The sequence below is a fragment of the Microvirga sp. CF3062 genome, assembly GCF_036314045.1.
In the GTDB taxonomy this organism is placed as follows: domain Bacteria; phylum Pseudomonadota; class Alphaproteobacteria; order Rhizobiales; family Beijerinckiaceae; genus Microvirga.
The window spans coordinates 243539-261352 of the sequence record NZ_JAYGGN010000002.1 but is presented as its reverse complement, the minus strand read 5'-3'; the positions used below and the strand labels follow the sequence as shown (position 1 = coordinate 261352).

General features: G+C 61.5%; 17 protein-coding genes. 12 read left to right on the top strand and 5 right to left on the bottom strand.

Annotated features, from left to right (window positions below; genetic code table 11):
• The first annotated feature begins 79 nt into the window (after window positions 1–79).
• The 12 genes from VB618_RS04705 (at window position 80) to VB618_RS04650 (ending at window position 12977) form a co-directional block, all read left to right on the top strand.
• Window positions 80–1813, top strand: a complete 1734-nt coding sequence (locus tag VB618_RS04705) for an IlvD/Edd family dehydratase (RefSeq protein WP_329795397.1) — start codon at window positions 80–82, stop codon at window positions 1811–1813.
• Between the two features lie 32 nt (window positions 1814–1845).
• A complete protein-coding gene (locus VB618_RS04700; protein WP_329795395.1) occupies window positions 1846–2784 on the top strand; it encodes a dihydrodipicolinate synthase family protein in 939 nt (312 codons plus the stop codon).
• Window positions 2785–3248: 464 nt separating this feature from the next.
• Entirely contained in the window at window positions 3249–4712 is a 1464-nt protein-coding gene (locus VB618_RS04695) for an aldehyde dehydrogenase (RefSeq protein WP_329795693.1), read from the top strand.
• Window positions 4713–4833: 121 nt separating this feature from the next.
• Window positions 4834–6033, top strand: a complete 1200-nt coding sequence (locus VB618_RS04690; protein ID WP_329795394.1) for an ABC transporter substrate-binding protein — start codon at window positions 4834–4836, stop codon at window positions 6031–6033.
• An 88-nt stretch (window positions 6034–6121) separates the two neighbouring features.
• Complete coding sequence (locus VB618_RS04685; RefSeq protein ID WP_329795393.1) at window positions 6122–6793, top strand: glutathione S-transferase family protein; 672 nt, start codon at window positions 6122–6124, stop codon at window positions 6791–6793.
• Window positions 6790–7542, top strand: coding sequence for an ABC transporter ATP-binding protein (locus tag VB618_RS04680; RefSeq protein ID WP_329795392.1), 753 nt, complete (start codon window positions 6790–6792; stop codon window positions 7540–7542). Before VB618_RS04685 ends, VB618_RS04680 begins: the two co-directional genes overlap by 4 nt.
• Entirely contained in the window at window positions 7532–8239 is a 708-nt protein-coding gene (locus VB618_RS04675) for an ABC transporter ATP-binding protein (protein WP_329795391.1), read from the top strand. Before VB618_RS04680 ends, VB618_RS04675 begins: the two co-directional genes overlap by 11 nt.
• Window positions 8240–8242: 3 nt before the next feature.
• Window positions 8243–9130 carry a branched-chain amino acid ABC transporter permease gene (locus VB618_RS04670; protein WP_329795390.1) on the top strand — a complete coding sequence of 296 codons (888 nt, stop codon included), beginning with the start codon at window positions 8243–8245 and terminating at the stop codon, window positions 9128–9130.
• Window positions 9131–9135: 5 nt separating this feature from the next.
• A complete protein-coding gene (locus VB618_RS04665) occupies window positions 9136–10128 on the top strand; it encodes a branched-chain amino acid ABC transporter permease (RefSeq protein ID WP_329795389.1) in 993 nt (330 codons plus the stop codon).
• The gene (locus tag VB618_RS04660; RefSeq protein WP_329795388.1) at window positions 10128–11351 is read left to right on the top strand and encodes a CaiB/BaiF CoA transferase family protein; all 1224 of its coding nucleotides are present in this window, start codon (window positions 10128–10130) and stop codon (window positions 11349–11351) included. Before VB618_RS04665 ends, VB618_RS04660 begins: the two co-directional genes overlap by 1 nt.
• A 3-nt stretch (window positions 11352–11354) precedes the next feature.
• Window positions 11355–12284 (top strand): hydroxymethylglutaryl-CoA lyase, encoded by a 930-nt coding sequence (locus VB618_RS04655; protein ID WP_329795387.1) that lies wholly within the window; start codon window positions 11355–11357, stop codon window positions 12282–12284.
• A gap of 75 nt (window positions 12285–12359) precedes the next feature.
• Window positions 12360–12977, top strand: coding sequence for a helix-turn-helix domain-containing protein (locus tag VB618_RS04650; protein ID WP_329795386.1), 618 nt, complete (start codon window positions 12360–12362; stop codon window positions 12975–12977).
• A gap of 118 nt (window positions 12978–13095) precedes the next feature.
• Here the strand turns inward: VB618_RS04650 and VB618_RS04645 are convergent, their stop codons facing one another.
• From VB618_RS04645 to VB618_RS04625, 5 genes are all read right to left on the bottom strand, one after another.
• Entirely contained in the window at window positions 13096–14058 is a 963-nt protein-coding gene (locus VB618_RS04645; RefSeq protein WP_329795384.1) for a catechol 2,3-dioxygenase, read from the bottom strand.
• A gap of 75 nt (window positions 14059–14133) precedes the next feature.
• Window positions 14134–15267 carry a 5-methyltetrahydropteroyltriglutamate--homocysteine S-methyltransferase gene (locus tag VB618_RS04640; protein WP_329795382.1) on the bottom strand — a complete coding sequence of 378 codons (1134 nt, stop codon included), beginning with the start codon at window positions 15265–15267 and terminating at the stop codon, window positions 14134–14136.
• Window positions 15268–15291: 24 nt separating this feature from the next.
• Window positions 15292–16026, bottom strand: a complete 735-nt coding sequence (locus tag VB618_RS04635; RefSeq protein WP_329795381.1) for an ABC transporter ATP-binding protein — start codon at window positions 16024–16026, stop codon at window positions 15292–15294.
• Window positions 16019–16771: an ABC transporter ATP-binding protein gene (locus VB618_RS04630; protein WP_329795380.1), complete on the bottom strand. Its 753-nt coding sequence runs from the start codon at window positions 16769–16771 to the stop codon at window positions 16019–16021. The genes VB618_RS04635 and VB618_RS04630 overlap by 8 nt, the downstream gene beginning before the upstream one ends.
• A gap of 1 nt (window position 16772) precedes the next feature.
• Window positions 16773–17807, bottom strand: coding sequence for a branched-chain amino acid ABC transporter permease (locus VB618_RS04625; protein ID WP_329795379.1), 1035 nt, complete (start codon window positions 17805–17807; stop codon window positions 16773–16775).
• Window positions 17808–17814: the final 7 nt, after the last annotated feature.

The window sequence follows — 17814 nt, the reverse complement described above, 5'->3', positions numbered from 1 at the left end:
AAGAGAGCGCCTATACAACCAAAGTCGTGGGGTCACTGCCCATCCGGTTGGGTGCGATAGCGTGTCAAAGGCGAGCACGATGAACGAAGACAGGAAACGCCAGCTCCGCAGCCAGGCTTGGTTCGGGCGCCAGGATAAGATGGGGTTTTATTACCGCTCCTTCCTCAAGAACAGCGGCTTCCCCCAGGACCAGTTCGACGGTCGCCCCGTCATCGGCATCTGCAACACCTGGTCCGAGCTCACCCCCTGCAACGCGCATTTCCGCACCATCGCCGAGCACGTGAAGTACGGCGTGCTCGATGCCGGCGGCTTCCCACTTGAGTTCCCGGTCTCCTCGCTGGGCGAGGTGACCATGCGTCCCACCGCCATGCTGTTCCGCAACCTCGCGGCCATGGATGTGGAGGAGGCGATCCGTGCCCATCCGCTCGATGGTGTCGTCCTGCTCATGGGTTGCGACAAGACCACTCCAGCCCTCCTCATGGGCGCAGCCTCGGCGGACCTGCCCACCATCGGTGTCTCCGGTGGGCCGCAGCTGCGTGGGGTCTATCGCGGCAAGATCATCGGGTCCGGCACCAACATCATCTCCATGAGCGAGCAGTTGCGCGCCGGCGAAGTCACGCTGGAGGAGTTCCATGAGGCGGAAGGCGGCATGAACCGCTCGGCCGGTCACTGCATGACCATGGGCACGGGCTCCACCATGGCCTCCATGGTCGAGGCGCTGGGCGTCGGCCTGCCGGAGAATGCCGCCATTCCGGCAAGCGATGCCCGTCGCAACCAGTTAGCCCGCATGTCAGGACGACGTATCGTCGAGATGGTGCACGAAGACCTCGTCCTCTCCAAGATTATGACCCGCGAGGCTTTCGAGAACGCTATCCGCACGCTGGCGGCGATTGGCGGCTCGACCAACGCGGTGGTGCACCTGCTGGCGATTGCCGGTCGCGTCGGCATCGATCTCACCCTCGATGACTTCGACCGGCTCGGGCGCGACATCCACTGCCTCGTCGACCTCATGCCCTCCGGCCGCTTTCTGATGGAGGACTTCTACTATGCCGGCGGCCTGCCGGTCGTCCTGCGCACGCTCGGTGAGCGCGGTCTTCTGCACAAGGATGCGCTGACCGTCAACGGCAAGCTGATCTGGGACAACGTCAGGGATGCGCCGTGCTGGAACCGGGAGGTGATCACCTCCTTCGAGGAGCCCTTCAAGCCGGAAGCCGGCATTGCCATCCTCAAAGGCAACCTTGCTCCCAATGGCGCCGTCATCAAGCCCTCGGCGGCTTCTCCGGAACTGATGCAGCACACGGGCCGCGCGGTCGTGTTCGAGACGATCGAAGACCTGCATCACCGCATCGATGACGAGGATCTCGATATCGACGAGACCTGCATCATGGTGCTCAAGAACTGCGGCCCTAAGGGGTATCCCGGCATGGCTGAGGTCGGCAACATGCCCTTGCCGCAGAAGCTGCTTAAAAAGGGCATTCGCGACATGATCCGCATCTCGGATGCGCGAATGTCGGGCACCGCCTATGGGACCGTGGTGCTGCACGTGGCGCCGGAAGCCGCCGCCGGCGGACCGCTGGCGCTGGTGCAGAACGGCGACCTGATTACCCTTGATGTGCCAGCCCGCAGCCTGCATCTTCATGTGGAGTCGCACGAGATGGAGCGCCGGCAGGTTGCATGGGTAGCGCCCGAGCCGCACGCGACGCGCGGCTGGGCCAAGCTCTATGTCGATCATGTCCTGCAAGCCGACCGAGGGGTCGATCTGGACTTCCTGGTGGGTCGCACCGGCTCACCTGTTCCGCGTGACAACCACTAGAGAATGACACTGCCATCATGAAGGAAAAGATCATGTCTGCAACCGGCAGCAGCTCCACCCGCCCCTATCGTGGTGTGTTTCCGGTAGCGCCCACCATCTTCGACGACAGCGGCCGCCTTGATCTGGAAGGCCAGAAGCGCGCCATCGACTTCATGATCGATGCGGGCTCCGACGGTCTGTGCATCCTGGCGAATTTCTCCGAGCAGTTCCTGCTGCGCGACGATGAGCGCGACGCCGTAATGACGACGGTGCTCGAGCACGTCTCGGGACGCGTCCCGGTCATCGTCACCACCAGCCACTTCTCGACTGAGATCTGCGCCGAGCGCAGCCGACGCGCGCAAGAGGCAGGCGCGGCGATGGTCATGATCATGCCACCCTTCTTCGGCGCGACTCTGCGGGTGTCGGAGCCGGGCATCTACGCGTTCTTCCGGCAAGTTTCGGACGCGATCAGCATCCCGATCATGATACAGGATGCGCCGATGGCCGGTACGTCCCTGTCGGCGCCGTTTCTCGCGCGGATGGCGCAGGAAATCGCCAACGTGTCCTACTTCAAGATCGAGGTGGCTGGCACCGCCGCGAAGCTGCGGGATCTGATCGCGCTCGGGGGCGACGCCATCGAGGGCCCATGGGATGGCGAGGAGGCCATCACGCTGATGGCCGACCTCGATGCAGGCGCCACGGGTGCCATGACGGGCGGCGCCTATCCGGACGGCATCCGCCAGATCATCGACCCATACTTTGCCGGTGATCGTGAGGAAGCGGCAGCAGCCTATGAGCGCTGGCTGCCGCTGATCAACTACGAGAACAGGCAGTGCGGGCTCTCAGCTGCCAAGGTGCTGATGAAGGAAGGTAGCGTGATCCGCTCGGAAGCGGTGCGCCATCCCCTACAGCCTCTGCATCCTGAGACCAGAAAAGGTCTCATCGAGATTGCAAAACGTCTCGATCCGGTTGTTCTGCGCTGGGGACGATAAAGACTTAAAGCAGTCTGGCCGCCGCATGAGCACATGCTCTGCGGCGGCAGGGCCAGATATAGTTGGTGCTCATGTGTCGTCTTCCTGATCTGGCTCGGTCGCACAGCTGAAGCTGAAGCGACATCACGGAAGCCCTGAAGACTTGGGATTAAGACTGAACTCTTGCACCTTGGGCTTCTCCTGAAAATTTCTCGTCTCATTAGAGCGCTCGACCTCAGCAGGCTATAACCACAACCTGTAGTTTATAACACCCCATCTCCCAGGCGCCCTGCTCACAAAATCCACTATAGGAGATTTTCTCTATTGCTCAGCTGATTTCTACCATGGTAGACATGGCAACATAATAATGAACCATAAGTCGGTGGGGCACGGTTCGGAGCCTACGGATCATCCCACTGCAGCCTGAACGGGAGAGTGTCGTGGGATCCTCAATCGTCGGAACATCGCCGCTCCAGGACTTCCGAATGCTGATCGGAGGCGAGTGGTGCGGGTCTTCATCAGGAGCTTGGTTCGAAACGAAGGATCCGTATAGCGGAAAACCGTGGGCGCGGCTCCCGCGTGGCAATGCCAGCGATGTCGATTGCGCAGTCCAGGCCGCCCATACTGCATTCACGTCAGGCCCGTGGTCGAAGATGATCGCGAGCGATCGCGGGATGCTCATGTATCGTCTCGCCGACCTCATCGAGAAGAACGCCCAGCGCCTGGCCGAACTCGAGGTGCGGGACAACGGCAAGCTCATGGTCGAGATGCTGGGGCAGATGCGCTACATTCCGCGCTGGTTCCAATACTATGGTGGGCTTGCAGACAAGATCGAAGGCGCAGTGACGCCGATCGATAAAGGGGACATGCTCCACTACATCCGCTACGAGCCCGTGGGTGTTGTCGGGGCGATCACTCCTTGGAACTCGCCGCTTCTCCTAACCGTATGGAAGCTCGCGCCCGCACTTGCGGCCGGCAACACCGTCGTCATCAAGCCGTCTGAGCATGCATCCGTTTCGATGCTGGCCTTCCTCGAGCTTTTCGAACAGGCGGGCTTCCCTCCCGGCGTGGTCAATGTGGTCACCGGCTTCGGCCATGAAGCGGGCGCTGCGCTGGCGGAACATCCGCTGGTGGACCGCATCGCCTTCACGGGATCCGACGTCGGAGGGCGGCTAGTCTCCCGCGCGGCGGCGGAGAGCTTCAAGCGTGTGTCGCTGGAGCTCGGTGGCAAGTCGCCTCACATCATTTTCGAGGATGCTGATCTCGATGCAGCGGTGAAGGGCGTCATTTCGGGCATCTTCGCGGCAGCGGGGCAGACATGCATGGCCGGCTCGCGTCTCATTGTTCACGAGAGCATTCACGACAGCTTTGTCGAGAAGCTGGTGGAGCGGATGCGGCAGGCGCGCCTTGGCGACCCGCGCAGCGACACCACCGATGTGGGTCCCATCGCGACCGAACCGCAGTTGGCGAAGACGCTGGAATTCATTGACATCGCCCGGTCGGAGGGAGCGGTTTGCGCACTCGGCGGCAAGCGCCCCGATGCCGACGGCCTGAAGGAGGGTTGGTTCGTCGAGCCCACCATCTTCACGGGTGTCGACAACACGATGCGCATTGCGAGGGAAGAGGTGTTCGGACCGGTTCTTTCGGTTCTCAAGTTCCGAACCGATGACGAAGCAGTGGCGCTTGCCAACGACACGCCCTACGGGCTGGCGGCCGGAATGTGGAGCCAAAGCCTGGAGCGGGCGATCACGATGCCGCGTCGGCTGCGGGCAGGCACCGTCTGGGTGAATGCCTATCGCGTCGTCAGCTACATGGCGCCGTTCGGAGGCTTCAAGTCTTCGGGGATCGGTCGTGAGAACGGCAAGGCCGCAATCTACGAATACCTTGAGGCGAAGAGCGTCTTCATCAATCCGAAATCGAGAATTTCCAACCCGTTCACCCTGCAATAGAGGCAGCGAATTGCCCAGGGCAGGCTGAACGGTTTGGAAATTGAGAGGGACTTGGCAGGCGGTCCCATCGTCGCGCGGAGAGAATATCCGCAGAACCTGCCGAAGTTAGAGGGAGGAAGATATGAAGAACAAGTGGAAGACACTGCTGAGTGCTGCATTTCTATCGACGGCCGTACCCATGGCGGCAGTCGCTCAGGGAGGGCCGCTGAAGATCCTGGTGCTCGATGACATGTCCGGCATCTTCGCGGCCAACGGAGGACCCGGTACGCTGCTGGCCGTGCAGATGGCGGTTGAGGATGCAGGCGGCAAGGTACTGGGTCGTCCCATCGAAATCGTGCAGGCGGACCATCAGAACAAGCCCGATGTGGGCTCAGCCCAAGCCCAACGCTACATCCAGGAGCAGGGCATCCGTGCCATGACCCTTGGCGGATCGAGCGCGGTCGGACTTGCCGCACAGGCGCGGGCCGCCGAGGCGAAGGTGTTTACGCTCGCCAGCGGCGCCTACGCACCGAATTTCTCGGAGGCGCAGTGCTCGCCCTACGGCTTCCAGTTTGCGCCTTCAACGCAGGAACTCTCGCGTGCCGTGACCACGCGAATCGTCGGGGAAGGCAAGAAGACCTGGTACCTGATTGCGGCCGACTACGTGTTCGGTCACACCCTGATCGCTGACGCCACCAAGTCGATCCAGGCTGCCGGCGGCAAGGTGCTCGGACAGACCCTGCACCCGCTCAACTCCAACGACATGGCCTCAGCCTTGCTGACGGCGCAGGGCTCGGGTGCCGACATCATCGGTCTGGCCAATGCAGGCACCGATCTTGAGACCACGGTAAAGCAGGCAGGCCAGTTCGGCGTCGGCGGCAAGCTCGCCGCCATGATGGTCTACGAGAACAACATCGAGGCGCTGACCCTCGCTGCCTCCAAGGGCATGCGCATGTCGGTCTCGACCTACTGGGACCTGAACGACAAGACTCGCGCGCTCGCCAAGAGAATGATGGCGAAGAATGGCGGCAAGACTCCGACCATGGGCCATATGGGCGCTTATGGCGCGGTCACGCACTACCTGGAAGCGGTGAAAGCGGCCGGCACGGAGGATCCGGACAAGGTGGCGGCGAAGATGCGGGAACTCCCCATCACCACCGGCATCTGGGAAAACCCGCGTATTCAGGCAAACGGCCGCGTGACCTATGACATGCTGCTGGTCGAGGTGAAGACTCCTGCGGAATCGAAGGGGCCGAACGACCTCTACAAGATCGTCGCCAAGATCCCGGCCGAGGGCTTGTTCCGCACTGCCAAGGAAAGCGGCTGCCCCTTCGTGAAGTGATCCCGCTGGGCGAGATCATCCACCTCCAACCTCTTAGAACCGCTTGGACCTGCTCGCCAGAGCAGGTCCAAGATGATGGAGATCTCTCATGAGACTCTATGTCAGTCCGACATCTCCCTACGCGCGCCTGGCGTGCGTCATGTGCCTTGAGGCTCATCTTGAGGGGCTGGAGATCGTCATCCTGGATCCCTGGCAGAATCCTCCCGAACTGCTGGAGCATAATCCGGCCGGCCGGGTTCCGGCTCTGGTTCTCGGACCGGATGACGATAGCGGCAGGCAAACAATAACGGAGTCGCTCCTGATCGCGGACTTCGCAGCGCGCCGCTCGGGCGAGTCAGAACGTCTTTGGTTCCAAACCGAAGCCCAGCGCCAACTCGCCGGCATTTGCTTCGGCATCATTGACGCCGCCGCCGCCATCATGGCCGGGCGCATGGTGACCTCGGGATCGGTCGGCGATACGGCCTTTGATTCCTCCTCTGTCGCTCGCCGGCGGCAGGACGCCATGCACCGCAGCCTGGACCGGCTGGAGCAGTTAATCCTTGAGCAGCGCGACGCATTGCTGAGCCGGCCCGGGATTGCGGCCTTTCTTCCGGTAATCGTCGTGGAATACCTGCAGATGCGGTTTGGCGGCGCTTTCGACTCCGCAGAGCGCACGAACCTTTCCGCTTTAGTTGCAGCACTGAAAGATCGCCCCTCGCTCGCCACCACAAAACCCCTCTTTACCAAGTTCACACCACGCGACGGAGCGGCGACCCGATGAGCATCGTTCTCGAGGCCCGGCAGGTCAGCAAGAGTTTCGGCGGATTCTTCGCCGTCAGGAACGTCGATCTCAAGGTGCGGGAAGGCAGCATCCATGCCCTGATCGGCCCAAATGGAGCGGGAAAGACTACGCTTTTCGGACTCCTGACCCGGCTTCATTCCACAACATCAGGCAGCATCTTCCTCAAAGGCGAAGATATCACGAGCAAGGGGCCTGCCGACGTTGCATTGCGTGGTCTTTGCCGATCTTTTCAGATCTCCTCTGTCTTTCCAGGCCTGACCCTGCGCGAGAATGTGCGTGTCGCTCTGCAGCGCCGCCATGGCTCCAGCCATCAATTCTGGCAGCCATCGCGCGTTCTGCGTCGCTTCGACGATGAGGCCGATCGGCTGCTCCATCGCGTCGGACTGACGCCACTGGCGGACCGGCTTTGCTCGGAGGTTTCCTACGGGCGCAAGCGCGCTCTTGAGATCGCCACCACTCTGGCCATGGAGCCGAAGGTCCTGCTTCTCGACGAGCCGATTGCCGGTATGTCGGCGGGAGACATCCCGATGATCGTCGAGCTGATCCGCAGCGTTGCGAAGGATCGCACTGTGGTGATGGTCGAGCACAACCTCTCGGTCGTCGAGAGCCTCTGCGACAAGGTCACCGTTCTGGTGCGCGGCGAAGTCATGGCGGAAGGCACCTACAGCGAGATCCGCGACAACCCGGCAGTGCGCCAAGCCTATATCGGAGCCGGCTATGAGGTATGATCCCCTGCTTTGGATCGAGAATCTCCAAGGCTGGTACGGCGAGAGTCATATCCTGCACGGGGTCAACCTGTCGGTTCCCCGCGCCCAGACCATCGCCATCCTGGGAAGGAACGGTGTCGGGAAAACCTCGACACTGCGCGGCATCGTGGGACTTCTGTCGCGAGCCACGGGTTCCGTCCGCATGAACGGGACGGAACTGATCGGCATGCCGCGTCACCGCATCGCCTATACGGGCATCGGCTACGTTCCCGAGGAGCGCGGCATCTACGCGTCGCTCTCGGTTCAGGAGAATCTCGATCTGCTGCCGAAGATCAGCGATCGCGGCATGAGCCTGGAGCGGATCTTCGATCTCTTCCCCAATCTGAAGGAGCGGCGGCGCTCCGCGGGCGGGACCCTATCAGGCGGCGAGCAGCAGATGCTCTCCATCGCCCGCGTGCTGAGGGCCGGCCCCGAGCTTCTCGTGCTCGACGAACCGACCGAGGGGTTGTCGCCCGTTATTGTCCAGCACATCGGCCGCGTCCTGAACACGCTGAAAAAGGATGGCCTGACCATGCTGCTGGTGGAGCAGAATTTTCATTTCGCGCGCCATCTGGCGGATCATTTCTACCTGATGGAGGAAGGGCGAGTGGTTGACGACTTCCCTGCCCGCGATCTCGATGCGCGTCTCGAAACCGTCTCCAGCCTGATCGGAGTATAGGCCGTGACAATGATCTTCGGCGTTCCTCTCGTGGCATTGGCCTCTCAGCTCGTGATCGGCCTGTTCAACGGCGCGTTCTACGCGCTTCTCAGCCTCGGACTCGGTGTGATCTTCGGGCTGCTGCGCGTGGTCAACTTCACCCATGGCGCCTTCTATACCGTGGGAGCTTTCGCGGCCTTCCTTCTGACCAGCTACGCCGGCCTCAGCTTCTGGGCCTGCCTTGTCATCGCTCCCCTGATCGTCGCTGCGCTCGCCGCAGTACTGGAGCGAACGCTCCTGAGAAAGCTCTATGGACTCGATGCGCTCTACGGACTGCTGCTGACCTTCGGAATCGCCTTGCTCATCGAAGGATTGCTCCAGTTCTACTTCGGCGTGGCGGGACAGCCGTACCAGGTGCCGGACGTCCTCAGCGGCACGAGCAATCTCGGCTTCATGTTCCTGCCGCACTACCGTGCGTTCGCCATCGGAACCTCGCTTCTCCTGTGCCTGCTGACCTGGCTGATCATCGAATACACTTCCCTAGGCGCGAAGCTCCGCGCCGCGACGGAGAACAGCCGCCTGCTCGAAGTCTTCGGCGTCAACGTCCCTCTCGTCCTGACATGCACCTACGCCTTCGGCGGAGCTCTGGCCGGTTTTGCGGGCGTCGTCGCCGCGCCGGTCTTTCAGGTCAGTCCACTGATGGGCGCCAACCTCATCATCGTCGTGTTTGCGGTGGTCATCATCGGCGGCCTCGGCTCGATCACCGGCGCCATCGTCAGCGGGCTGATGCTGGGCGCGCTGGAAGCGCTGGCGAAGGTCTACTGGCCGCCTTCTGCAAATCTCGTGCCATTCCTCATCATGGCTGTGGTGCTCTTCCTGCGCCCACGCGGACTTTTCGGAAAAGGGGAGTGATCACCATGGCCTCCGCATCGCTGCCAATTCCTCAGCAACGGCGCAAGCACCTCACCATCGTTCTGCTGCTTGCGAGCCTAGCGCTCCTGGCCATAGCACCCCTGTTCCTTTATCCCGTCTTCCTGATGAAGCTCTTGTGCTTCGGCCTCTTCGCCGCGGCATTGAATCTCGTCCTGGGCTATGGCGGCATGGTGGCGTTCGGCCATGCAACCTTCTTCGGAGGAGCAGCCTATATCACTGCGCATGCCCTCAAGGTGTGGGGCTTCGGGGCAGGCTCCGGCCTCATGATCGGCGTCGCCTTCGCCCTAGTGACCGGCTTTCTCATGGGCATCATCGCAATCCGCCGGCAGGGCTTCTACTTTGCCATGACGACGCTGGCGCTCTCGCAAATGGCCTACTTCGCCTTCTTCCAGGCGCCATTCACGAATGCCGAGGATGGCATCCAGCGCGTGCCTCGTCCCGACTTCCTCGGAATCGTGTCGCTCTCCGACAATCTGTCTCTCTACTACTTCGTCCTGGCCGTTTTCCTGCTCGGCATGGCGGTGATCTGGCGGGTCATTCACTCACCATTCGGCGCGTCGCTGACCGCCATCCGCGAGAATGAACCGCGCGCCTTGTCGCTTGGCTACCATACCAACCGCTACAAGCTGACGGTCTTCGTGATCTCGGCCGGACTCTCGGGGCTCGCCGGGTCGCTCAAGGTCCTCGTCTTCCAGATTGCGACGCTCACAGACGTTGCCTGGCAGATGTCGGGAGAAGTGATCCTCATGACGCTGCTGGGCGGGGTCGGAACCTTCCTCGGCCCTGTCATTGGCGCCGCGCTCGTTCTGACAATCCAGAACTACATGGCCTCGACGGCGATTCCTGTCAGCATCTTCATCGGCCTCGCTTTCATCACCTGCGTCATGCTGTTTCGCAAGGGCATCGTCGGTGAAATCATCGCGATTCTTCCGAGCGCGTCGTCGAGCGGCTCGGATCGCCGTAAGCTGGAACCATGATGACCGCTACTCAACCGATTAAAGCCGAGAGCCTGCCGCTGGAAGGCCTGCGGGTTCTGGAGATCGGTCACTACATTGCCGCGCCTTTCGCGACGCGGCTGCTGGCTGATTTAGGCGCGGAGGTGATCAAGGTCGAGCCTCCGGTTTCCGGTGACCCAGTACGCAAATGGGGAGCGGCTCATGATGGACATAGCTACTGGTGGTCGGTCCATGGCCGGAACAAGAAATGCATCACGCTCGACCTGAAGTCCGAGGAAGGCCGCTCGCTCCTCAAGGAGCTGGTGGCTAAGTCGGATGCCCTGGTAGAGAATCTGCGGCCTGGACAACTGGCAAGACTTGGCTTCGATGACGCGCGGCTGCACGAGATCCGTGAGGACTTGGTCATATGCCACGTCTCCGGCTATGGGCTGACAGGGCCACTGGCCGACCGGGCCTGTTTTGGCGCGATCGGAGAAGCGCTGGGCGGACTGCGACATCTTTCGAACCATACGCCCGGCACGACCCACCTGCCTCCCGTCCGGGTGGGCATCAGCATCGGCGATTCACTGGCCGGCCTTTATGCCGCGATAGCAGTCCTGGCGGGTCTCTGGTCCAAGGCACCCAGCGGCCGGGTCGCGGACGTAGCCCTCACCGAGTCTGTTTTGAGCGTTATGGAAGGCGTGCTGCCAGAGTATGGCGCCACGGGCCTCGTGCGCGAACCCTCGGGTGGACGCATCAGCACCGCTGCGCCCACGAATGCGTTCCCGACTTCTGACGGCGGCTGGGTCTTAATCGCGGCCAATTCAGATGCGCTGTTCCGAACCCTCTGCGGTGCGATGGAGCGGCCGGAGCTGGCGCAAGACCCCCGCTATCTCGACAATCCCGCTCGCTGCCTGAACGTTGATGCTCTCGAGACCGAGATTACCGCGTGGACCCGGCTGCACGACGCGAGGTCTCTTGAGCGCCGGCTAGCCGAAGCCGATATTCCATCCAGCCGCGTCTATACGGCTGCGGATATCGCGGAGGATGACCAATATAACGCGCGCAGGATGGTGCAGTGGGTGGAGGATCCCAAATTGGGCCGCGTGCTTCATCCCGGAACCGTGCCTATGTTCGGCCTCGCCTCACGTCAGGTCCGCTGGGCTGGCCCTGCAGTCGGAGAGCACAATCGGGAAGTCTATTGCGGTCTGCTAAGCATGGATGAGGCTCAGTTGGATCGCCTTTCGCAAACCGGGACGATCTGAGCCGTGGGCCGTTTACCCGACCGCGTGTCAATCACCGAAGTCGGCCTCCGCGACGGCTTGCAGATCGAGAAGCGCATTCTCCCCCCGGACGAGAAGCTGGCATTGGCCAAGGCGCTGATCGATGCGGGCCACACCAGTCTGGAGGTGACGTCCTTTGTCTCTCCAGCGCGCGTACCGCAGCTGGCCGATGCTGCAGACGTTCTTGCTGCGCTTGGCCACACACCTGGAGTAGAACTCAAGGCATTGGTCCCCAATATTCGTGGCGCCGAACGTGCCTTAGCGGCAAAAGCTGATGTGCTGGTGTTCGTTCTCTCAGCCACCGACACACATGGTGTACGCAATCTCAACCGAAGCTCTCACGAGTCCCTGGCAGAGTTGCGCGAAGTTGTCACAACGACTTCTGCTGCCGGAGCTCGGATTGATGTATCGCTCTCAGTTGCATTCGGCTGTCCATTCGAGGGCGATGTACCGGTTGAGGAGGTGATCGACCTTGCAGGTAGAATTCAGCAACTCGGCGTCTCACGAATGAGCTTCTGCGACACCACTGGAATGGCTACACCGCGCCAGATTCAAGCGCTCGCCGAAGCACTGAGGGAGAGGTTGCCGGAACTTGATCCGGCATTTCATTTCCACAATACGCGAGGTTTGGGACTTGTGGGAGTGCTCGTCGCACTGCAGGAGGGGATCGTGCGCTTCGAAAGCAGCGTCGGCGGGTTGGGAGGATGCCCGTTTGCGCCCAGCGCCGCCGGAAATGTCTGCACAGAGGACATGGTTCACATGCTCCATGAAATAGGCATCGAAACAGGCTTGGATCTTACGCGCCTGATGGAAGCGGCACGACTGGCCGAGCAGTTCGTGGGGCGTACCCTCGACGGACAGGTGATGAAGTCAGGGCCCCGCCTGCATCTTCATGGCCGTGATGGTTGCAAGTGATAAGTGCTCAAAGCATAAGTCCGTTCACTTTATGTCATCTCTGGTAGGCTCGATCTTATGCATATACCCCCTCCCATGATCAAAGAGACTGAGGGTAGCAGCGAATCCGGTGAGGAGTTGCTGGCAGTTCTTGGATTGCGCCTGCGAGAACTTCGCCGGACACAAAGCCTGACCCTGGAAATGCTGGCCCAACGGGCCCAAGTCAGCCGGGCGATGATTTCGAAGATCGAACGCGGGGAAAAGATGCCGACTGTCGGGATTCTTGTTCGTATCGCGGCCGGGCTCAGCGTGAGCCTTTCCGCATTGCTTGGCGAGCAAGCCCAGTCTGCCGCTATTCAACTGCAACGCGCCAACCGTCGTAGCCACTTTCGGGATCCCTCGACGGGCTTCGAGCGGGAGGCCGTTTTCTCGCCTGCAGAGGGTGACGACATCGAATTGGTTCGACACGTTCTGCCCGGATTACAATCAACAGGCCAGCTCTCTCCTTATCCTGTGCCGACCCGCAAGTTGATTTTCTCTCCGAGTGGGCCGCTTGTCGTCAAGATCGGTGATGAGACATTTTACATGGAGCCCGGTGACGCGTTGCGCTTCGATGTGACATCGACCTACAGCTTCTCCAATCCAGAGGCGGCACCCGTCAGCTACTACTTGTTCATGTCCAGGCAGAGGATCGCCGTGATACCAGCCCCATAGATGATCTTTGTACCACGAGTTCCTGTCACTCCTGACGGAGCGCAGAAGTTTCTCTTACCTCACCATCAGATCATGGTGTTCGCCTGCGTGACGGCTTGGAACTGATCAACGATCAGGCTCAGCCCACATCCTCAACAGGCGGTGTTCCGTAGGTGTGGAACGACTCGACCGTCTTCATCCCCCAGGCCTGACCCTTCTTGCGCTCCTCCTCGGTCCAGACGATGGGCTTCCAGTCTGGTGCGAGGATGAGGCGGGCTCCCGCATTGCAGACTTCGATGCGGTTGCCGCCCGGCTCATAGACATAGAGGAAGAAGGTCTGCTGGACTGCGTGCTTGTGCGGTCCGGACTCGATGGGCACACCCGCTTCGAGAAAGATGTCGGCAGCCCGGAGGACATCCTCCCGGCTGTCGAGGGCATAGGTCAGGTGGTGAAAGCGTCCCTTGGCTCCCGTGTGGTCGCGGGTGAAGGCGAAGTCGTAGCTCTTGTTCGTGAGCGTCATCCACATGCCGGCCTCGGCTCCGTCATCCTGGACAATCTGCTCGGTCAGGCGGCAACCGAGATAATCCTCGAAAAAGATGCGGTTTGCGCGAATGTCGGACGCTAGGCAGTTTAGGTGGTCAAGGCGGCGCACGTTGACGCCACGTGCCGGGAAACGTTGAGCCTGGTTCTTCAGCGCGGGCTTCAGTTCAGGCGGAGCCACATACCACTCGGTCTCGTAATAAAGCTCGATTGCATGTCCGTCAGGATCGCGGCACAGGAAAGCCGGGCCGTGCCCCAGGTCTCCGTCCGTCCAACCGATGTCATAGCCGGAACCCTTGAGAGCGGCGGCCCGCCGCTCCAGCGCCTGTTGACTCCGGGCCCGAAAAGCCATGTGGCCCATGCCAGGCTTCTTCGAGGTGGTCAGCTTGAGCGAGTGCCGCTCGTAATCGTCCCATCCGCGAAGGTAGACGGAGTCACCCTGCCGGCCGCTCTCTGTCATGCCGAGCACGTCGACGAAGAAGCGCAGGCTCTCGTCCGGCTTCGGCGTCAGTAGCTCAAGATGCCCAAGATGAGCGAGATCGAGCACAGGTTCGTCTTGCATCGTCATGTCTCTCGCTTCAGGGAGCCTGCAGAACGGGAGCCCGGAGCGCTTAGCATCCGGGCCCCCAGCTGATGATCAGGCTGCCTTCTTGGCGCCGGAGCCGGGGCTGCCCCAGACTTCCTCGGCGATCTCGACGATCATGCGCAGCTTCGCCCACTGCTCCTCCTCGGCCAGCGTGTTGCCTTCCTCAGTGGAGGCGAAACCGCATTGCGGCGAGAGGCAGAGCTGGTCGAGGTCAACATACTTAGCAGCTTCGTCGATGCGGCGCTTGATGTCGTCCTTCTTCTCGAGAACGCCGGTCTTGGAAGTCACGAGACCCAAAATGACGGATTTGCCTTTCGGCAGGAAGCGCAGGGGCTCGAAGCCGCCAGCACGATCCGTGTCCCACTCCATGAAGTAGCCGTCGACCGGCATACTGTTGAACAGCACGTCGGCTACGGGCTCGTAGCCGCCGGAGGCGATGAAGGTGGAACGGAAATTGCCGCGGCAGAGATGCATGGTGATCGTTAAATCATCCGGCTTGTCCTTGAGCGCCTCGCGCACCATGCCGGCATAGATCTCGGGCTGCTTCTCCGGGTTATCGCCGCGCTGGCGCAGCATTTCGCGCTGGTCGGGATCGCAGAGATAAGCAAACGAGATGTCGTCGAGCTGAAGATAGCGGCAGCCTGCGTCGTAGAAGGCGTGCACGGCCTTGTTGTAGGCGCTGCCGACATCGGCATAGAAGTCGTCCATGTTCGGGTAGACGCCCATGTTCATCATCTTCCGCCCACCGCGGTAGTGCAGCATGCTCGGGCCGGGGATCGTCATCTTGGCAACACGACCCGTGTTGTCCTTCACGAAACGGAAATGGTCGATCATCGGATGACGGCCCGAGAAGCCGACCTTTCCGGTCACGCGCAGCGCCTTCGCAATGCCGACGCCGCCTTTGAAGTTCATGCCGGAATCGGCCTCGACAGACGTGACGCCGTCGAGGTGCTCCAGGAAGTCAAAATGCCAGTAGGCTCGGCGGAACTCGCCGTCGGTCACGGCCTGCAGGCCGATCTCCTCCTGGCGTTTGATGAGCGCGCGGATCTCCCGATCCTCGACCTCCTTTAGGACCTCGCTCTTGATCTCACCCTCATGGTGCTTGTGACGGGCTTCCTTCAGGGCCGCGGTGCGCAGAAGGCTGCCGACCATGTCGGCGCGGAAAGGCGGTTTGGTACGTTGCATGGATCGATCCTCCAATGAGTTGCTTCAGTGAGATGCGGCGCGCATCGGCTTCTTCTTCGCCGTGACACCCAGGTGCTGTTCGAGAGCCGCCGGATCCTCGATGAGAGCCCGGCTCGAGCTCGCATGAACGATGGCTCCCCGGTCGAGAATGAGCGCGCTGTCGGTCACGCCGAGAATTTTCTGCGCATGCTGCTCGACGACGATGGCCGACATGCCCTCCCCGCGGATGATCCGCGTCAGTGCTGCAAGCAGCTCCTCGATGATAATGGGCGCAAGCCCTTCCGTCGGCTCATCCAGGAGCAGAAGCTTGGGATTGAGAACGAGTGCGCGGGCGACCGCGAGCATCTGCTGCTCGCCGCCGGAGAGTTGATTCCCGAGATTGGTCCGGCGCTCTTTGAGACGGGGAAACATCTCATAGACGCGGCTCACGTTCCAGGGCCCTGGACGGGACACTGCCGTAAGGTTCTCCTCCACTGTCAGCGACTTGAAGATGTTACGCTCCTGCGGGACCCAGCCGATGCCGGCGTGCGCACGCTTGTCGGAGCGCATCGTCGTCAGGTCCCGACCATCAAACACGATCGAGCCGCCACGCTGGCGGGTCACGCCGATGATGGTATTGAGGAGCGTCGTCTTTCCCGTGCCATTGCGGCCGAGCACGGCAAGAGATTCGCCGGACTTGAGGCGCAGGTCGATGTTCGAGATCACGACCGCATCGCCATAACCTGCGGAAACCTTCTGCAAGGTGAGAAGATCACTCATCGACGCTCTCCCCGAGATAGACAGCCCGGACTCTTGGATCGGTCGAGACCTCCTCGACTGTGCCTTCCGTAAACAGCGCACCGTTGACCATAACCGTGATGCGGTCGGCGAAGCTGAAGACTAGATCCATGTCATGCTCGATCAGGAGGACGGAAACATCCCGCGGCAGCGCCGCCACAGTCGCGAGCAGGTCGTGTCGCTCCGCCTCCGGCACCCCGGCGGCTGGCTCGTCTAAAAGGAGCACGCGTGGCCTGCAGGCGAAGGCCACCGCAATCTCCAGAAGACGCTGCTTGCCGTATGCCAAGTTCGAGGTTCGCTCGTCCAGCACATCGGTGAGGCGGAAGCGTTGAGCGATCTCGACGATCTCGACGATGATCTCTCGCTTGCTCCCTGTCACGCGCCACCAGTCGCGCCCCCCACCTGTGCGCTCGGAAACCGCAAGGCCGATGGTTTCAAGTGGGGTCATGGCCGGAAAGAGCTGGTTGATCTGGAAGGTGCGAGCAAGTCCACGCTGCACCCGCAGTTCCGGGCGCAGCCCCGTGATCTCCTGACCCTCGAGGAAGATCTGCCCGGCCGTCGGCTTGATGACACCGGTGAGCAGGTTGATGAACGTGGTCTTGCCGGCGCCATTGGGGCCGATCAGCGCATGGCGTGCGCCCTGCTCCAGCTTGAATGACACGTTATCCGTCGCCACGAGGCCGCCGAAGCGCTTAACGAGGCCTTTGGTTTCGAGAGCGATCGTCATGTCATACCTCCCGGGCGGACGTTTTCGGCAGCGTCTCAGGGCTCTTGGCCGCGCGGCCAGCTATGCCCTTCCACAGCACCCTTACCCGCTCAATCAGGCGCTCGCGCCCGGCGAGCACGATGATGACCAGGATCAGCCCGATCCAGAACTGCCAATATTGCGGCGTCCAAGCCGAGATAACATCCTGCAGCACCTTGAAGATGATGGCCCCGATGAGGCCGCCATAAAGGTAACCGACGCCGCCGATCACGAGCACCAGCATCACGTCCGCAGAACGATGGAAGGCGAGGACGTCAAGCGACACGAATTGCGTGGTCTGCGCCAGCAGGGCGCCCGCCACGCCCGCATAGGCTGCCGCAAGCGTATAGATTGCCACGAGGCGACGATTGACCGGGATACCGACGGCACGGGCTTTCAGGGGATTGTCGCGGATCGAGCGCAGCGAGAGGCCATAGGGCGAAACGACAATCCTGCGCGCGATAATGAAGAGCAGGAAGGTCACCGTGAGACTATAGGCATAGGCCGTCGTGCCGAAGATATCGAACTCGAACAGCCCGAGGATGGGACCCATGGTAATTCCCTGGAGACCGTCCGCGCCACCTGTGAGCCACGAGGCCTGGTTGGCAACCTCCCCGAGGACGAGCGCCACGCCCAGCGTCACCATCAGCTTGGTCAGATCGGAACCACGCAGCACGAGGAAGCTGGTCACGAAGCCCAGAATCGCCGCGGCGATTGCTGCAGCTCCCAACCCCAGCAGTGGATCCGCAATCCCATCCCTCGCCAGGATTCCGGCCGTGTACGCTCCCAGCCCGAAGAAGGCTGCATGGCCGAGCGATACGATGCCGGCATAGCCGAGGATGAGATCGAGAGAGAGTGCGAAGAGACCGATGATCGCGATCTCGTTCATGATCAGATGGCGCTCGGGCAGGAAGTACAGGGTCGCAGCGGCGATCAGCCAAAAAAGAATTTCGCCGATCTTCCATCGCCCTCTTCGGACCAGGGTGGTTCTGACGTAATCGGCGATGTTCGTCGACATGGTTTCA

Bases quoted from the DNA above. Each gene is read 5' to 3' on its own strand.
- VB618_RS04630 (WP_329795380.1), bottom strand. From the start codon at position 16,771: ATGACGATCGCTCTCGAAACCAAAGGCCTCGTTAAGCGCTTCGGCGGC.
- VB618_RS04640 (WP_329795382.1), bottom strand. From the start codon at position 15,267: ATGCAACGTACCAAACCGCCTTTCCGCGCCGACATGGTCGGCAGCCTT.
- VB618_RS04675 (WP_329795391.1), top strand. From the start codon at position 7,532: ATGAGGTATGATCCCCTGCTTTGGATCGAGAATCTCCAAGGCTGGTAC.
- VB618_RS04650 (WP_329795386.1), top strand. From the start codon at position 12,360: ATGATCAAAGAGACTGAGGGTAGCAGCGAATCCGGTGAGGAGTTGCTG.
- VB618_RS04695 (WP_329795693.1), top strand. From the start codon at position 3,249: ATGCTGATCGGAGGCGAGTGGTGCGGGTCTTCATCAGGAGCTTGGTTC.
- VB618_RS04690 (WP_329795394.1), top strand. From the start codon at position 4,834: ATGAAGAACAAGTGGAAGACACTGCTGAGTGCTGCATTTCTATCGACG.
- VB618_RS04625 (WP_329795379.1), bottom strand. From the start codon at position 17,807: ATGTCGACGAACATCGCCGATTACGTCAGAACCACCCTGGTCCGAAGA.
- VB618_RS04685 (WP_329795393.1), top strand. From the start codon at position 6,122: ATGAGACTCTATGTCAGTCCGACATCTCCCTACGCGCGCCTGGCGTGC.
- VB618_RS04665 (WP_329795389.1), top strand. From the start codon at position 9,136: ATGGCCTCCGCATCGCTGCCAATTCCTCAGCAACGGCGCAAGCACCTC.
- VB618_RS04660 (WP_329795388.1), top strand. From the start codon at position 10,128: ATGACCGCTACTCAACCGATTAAAGCCGAGAGCCTGCCGCTGGAAGGC.
- VB618_RS04645 (WP_329795384.1), bottom strand. From the start codon at position 14,058: ATGCAAGACGAACCTGTGCTCGATCTCGCTCATCTTGGGCATCTTGAG.
- VB618_RS04705 (WP_329795397.1), top strand. From the start codon at position 80: ATGAACGAAGACAGGAAACGCCAGCTCCGCAGCCAGGCTTGGTTCGGG.
- VB618_RS04635 (WP_329795381.1), bottom strand. From the start codon at position 16,026: ATGAGTGATCTTCTCACCTTGCAGAAGGTTTCCGCAGGTTATGGCGAT.
- VB618_RS04680 (WP_329795392.1), top strand. From the start codon at position 6,790: ATGAGCATCGTTCTCGAGGCCCGGCAGGTCAGCAAGAGTTTCGGCGGA.
- VB618_RS04700 (WP_329795395.1), top strand. From the start codon at position 1,846: ATGTCTGCAACCGGCAGCAGCTCCACCCGCCCCTATCGTGGTGTGTTT.